At 46.1% G+C, this 2,862-nt stretch carries 4 protein-coding genes; all 4 read right to left on the reverse strand.

The genetic code is table 11. The features are described 5' to 3' along the window. Positions 1–222: (Na+)-NQR maturation NqrM (gene nqrM / locus A3751_RS13810; protein ID WP_068457079.1), on the reverse strand; the 222-nt coding region annotated here is incomplete at its 3' end. Positions 223–251: 29 nt separating this feature from the next. Further along, positions 252–1,277, reverse strand: a complete 1,026-nt coding sequence (locus tag A3751_RS13815) for an FAD:protein FMN transferase (protein WP_197466350.1) — start codon at positions 1,275–1,277, stop codon at positions 252–254. Between the two features lie 89 nt (positions 1,278–1,366). Next, the gene (nqrF, locus tag A3751_RS13820) at positions 1,367–2,593 is read right to left on the reverse strand and encodes an NADH:ubiquinone reductase (Na(+)-transporting) subunit F (protein WP_068457084.1); all 1,227 of its coding nucleotides are present in this window, start codon (positions 2,591–2,593) and stop codon (positions 1,367–1,369) included. A 33-nt stretch (positions 2,594–2,626) separates the two neighbouring features. Then, the coding region (locus tag A3751_RS13825; RefSeq protein WP_304439033.1) for an Rnf-Nqr domain containing protein at positions 2,627–2,862 on the reverse strand (236 nt) is incomplete at its 5' end.

Consider the following 2,862-nt stretch of genomic DNA (forward strand, 5'->3'; position numbering starts at 1 on the left):
CTCAGCCTCATAGGCCAAACTAGTCTTACCTTTGCCTGCCTCATCTGACTCTTTGTCGCATTTGGCCGGATCGCCCTTGCAAATATCACACGCGACATCCATACCCAATGCACTCATACCCCCACATGAACCACTAATCGGCTTATTGTTGAAGATCACGCCAATAGCCATCAAAGTAATCAAAACCGCCATAAAGGCAAAAACAACCAAAAATAATTCCATCGCTAAAACCTCTCAAACATTGAAGCTACTTAATGAATGTAACTAAGCATCTTTATCGTTGCACGGGAGCTAAAACCGTCTTTCTCTCGAAATATAAAAAATGCGGCCAAGTCTTGCTCTTGAGCTATGTACAGAGCCTTCTTCTTCCCCATCGCCAACAAAGCTGTTGCCCACGCATCAGCGCTTGCACAATCCTTCATGATCACTGAAACAGAAGCGATCTGACTAGAAACGGGATACCCTGTTTTAGGGTTGATTGTGTGGGAGTAGCGCCCATCAGGGCCATCTATGAAGTTTCGATAATCACCTGAAGTCGCCATCGAAACATCACTTATATGAACGATATTATACGCTTTTCGTCGAAGAATATCAGGTTGTTCGATACCAAGGCGCCAGTGATTGCCCTCTGCGTTATGGCCAGAAACTCTGACCTCGCCTCCAACCTCTACCATAAAATTTTTGAACCCAAGTGAGTGCAAAGTTTCAGCGACTTTATCAACCGCATAACCCTTGGCAATTGCTGAGTAATCTATAAACCCCTCACCCAATTTTTGAATTCGTGTATCGTCAATCAATCTCACAAAACGCATTCCCGATTGCGCCATCAACGCTTTAATCTCCTCAGAATTAGGAGGCACATCCTGAGAAAAAGCACCAAACCCCCATGCTGAGACCAATGCTCCCACACTTGGATCAAAGAACCCTTGAGACGCATCACGCATCTCAAGAGAGAGCAAAGTTACTTCCGCCATCTCGTCGCCCATTTCATAAATAGAGCCAACAGCCGATTGATTAAAACGCATCAAGTCAGAGTCATCTTTATAGGTCGACAAGGCCTTATCAACACGAGCTAATGCTTGGACCGACAGAGACTCAGCTTCATCTAGCACACGTTCATCTTGGAAATTTGGCTCTCCACCCTCGACCAACGTCACGGTGTATGTCGTCCCCATCATCGCACCTTGAAACGCATGCACAGTCCGCTCGCTTGAGCATCCCGCAAGCACGACAAATGAGGCAACAACCACAAACCGGCTGATAAAATTAAAACCCAAACTCATTCCTCCCAAAAAAATCGGAAAAATCTCCCCGCTAAAACGAAAAATGCCAGAACAAAGTCTGGCATTTTATTCTTTAGATTGAGCTATCCGCCGAAATCATCGAGCATGATATTCTCATCTTCCACTCCGAGATTTTTGAGCATTTCAATCACTGCGGCGTTCATCATAGGTGGCCCACACATATAAAACTCACAGTCTTCTGGGGCTGGATGTTCCTTCAAATAGTTTTCCAACAGCACGTTATGGATAAATCCAGTGTAACCTTCCCAGTTATCCTCCGGCTGAGGATCTGAGAGTGCTACATGCCATTCGAAGTTATCGTTTTCTTCAGCCAATTTGTCGTATTCATCTTGATAGAACATCTCTCTTAAAGAGCGAGCGCCATACCAAAACGACATCTTACGTTTAGAATTAAGTCGTTTAAGCTGATCAAAAATGTGCGAACGCATTGGCGCCATTCCCGCACCACCGCCTATGAAAACCATCTCGTTTTCGGTGTCCCTAGCAAAGAACTCGCCGAATGGTCCATAAACCGTTACTTTATCGCCTGGTTTCAAATCAAAGACCCAAGACGACATCTGCCCTGGCGGGAAGTCGGTCCCAGGTGGCGGCGAGGCGATCCGGATATTAAACTTAACTACACCCTTTTCTTCGGGATAATTCGCCATTGAATAGGCACGAATAACTGTTTCTTTAACGACTGACTTGTACTGCCAAACGTTAAACTTATCCCAGTCCCCTCGGTACTCCTCCTCGATGTCGAAATCCTTATAGTCCACTTCGTGGGGCGGGCATTCTAGCTGAACATAACCACCTGCTCGGAAATCAACATTTTCACCTTCTGGTAGACGCAAAGTAAGCTCTTTGATGAAAGTAGCAACATTCGGATTCGATTCGACCGTACATTCCCACTTCTTAACGCCAAAGACTTCTTCGTCGACCTCGATTTTCATATCCTGTTTGACAGGAACCTGACACGCAAGCCGCCAACCCTCAGCTTCTTCGCGACGAGTGAAGTGAGTCTTTTCAGTTGGCAACATCGAGCCGCCACCTTCTAGCACCTTGCACTTACACTGCGCACATGTGCCGCCTCCACCACAAGCTGAAGACAAAAACATGCCTTCAGATGCTAAGGTTTGTAGGAGCTTGTCGCCCGCAGGCGTTTCAATCTTTGAATTTGGATCATCGTTTACGATGATCGAAACATTACCGGAGCTAACCAACTTAGCTCTCGCTGCCAAAATTACCGCTACCAACGTTAGTACGATGACGGTAAACATGACAACACCTAGAACGAGTTCTGCATTCATGGGATTACCCTTTTAAACCTCTTCGACTAACAGTTACAGCGAAATACCGCTGAACGACATAAAACCAAGCGACATAAGACCCACCGTAATAAAAGTGATACCCAAGCCACGGAGCCCTTCAGGAACATCGCTATACTTCAACTTTTCGCGAATACCTGCAAGCGCTACGATCGCAAGAGCCCAGCCTACGCCAGCTCCCACACCATAAACTAAACTCTCACCAAAGTTATAATCGCGTTCGACCATAAATAGTGATGCCCCCATAATGG

The sequence above is a fragment of the Oleiphilus sp. HI0080 genome (genome assembly GCF_001635135.1).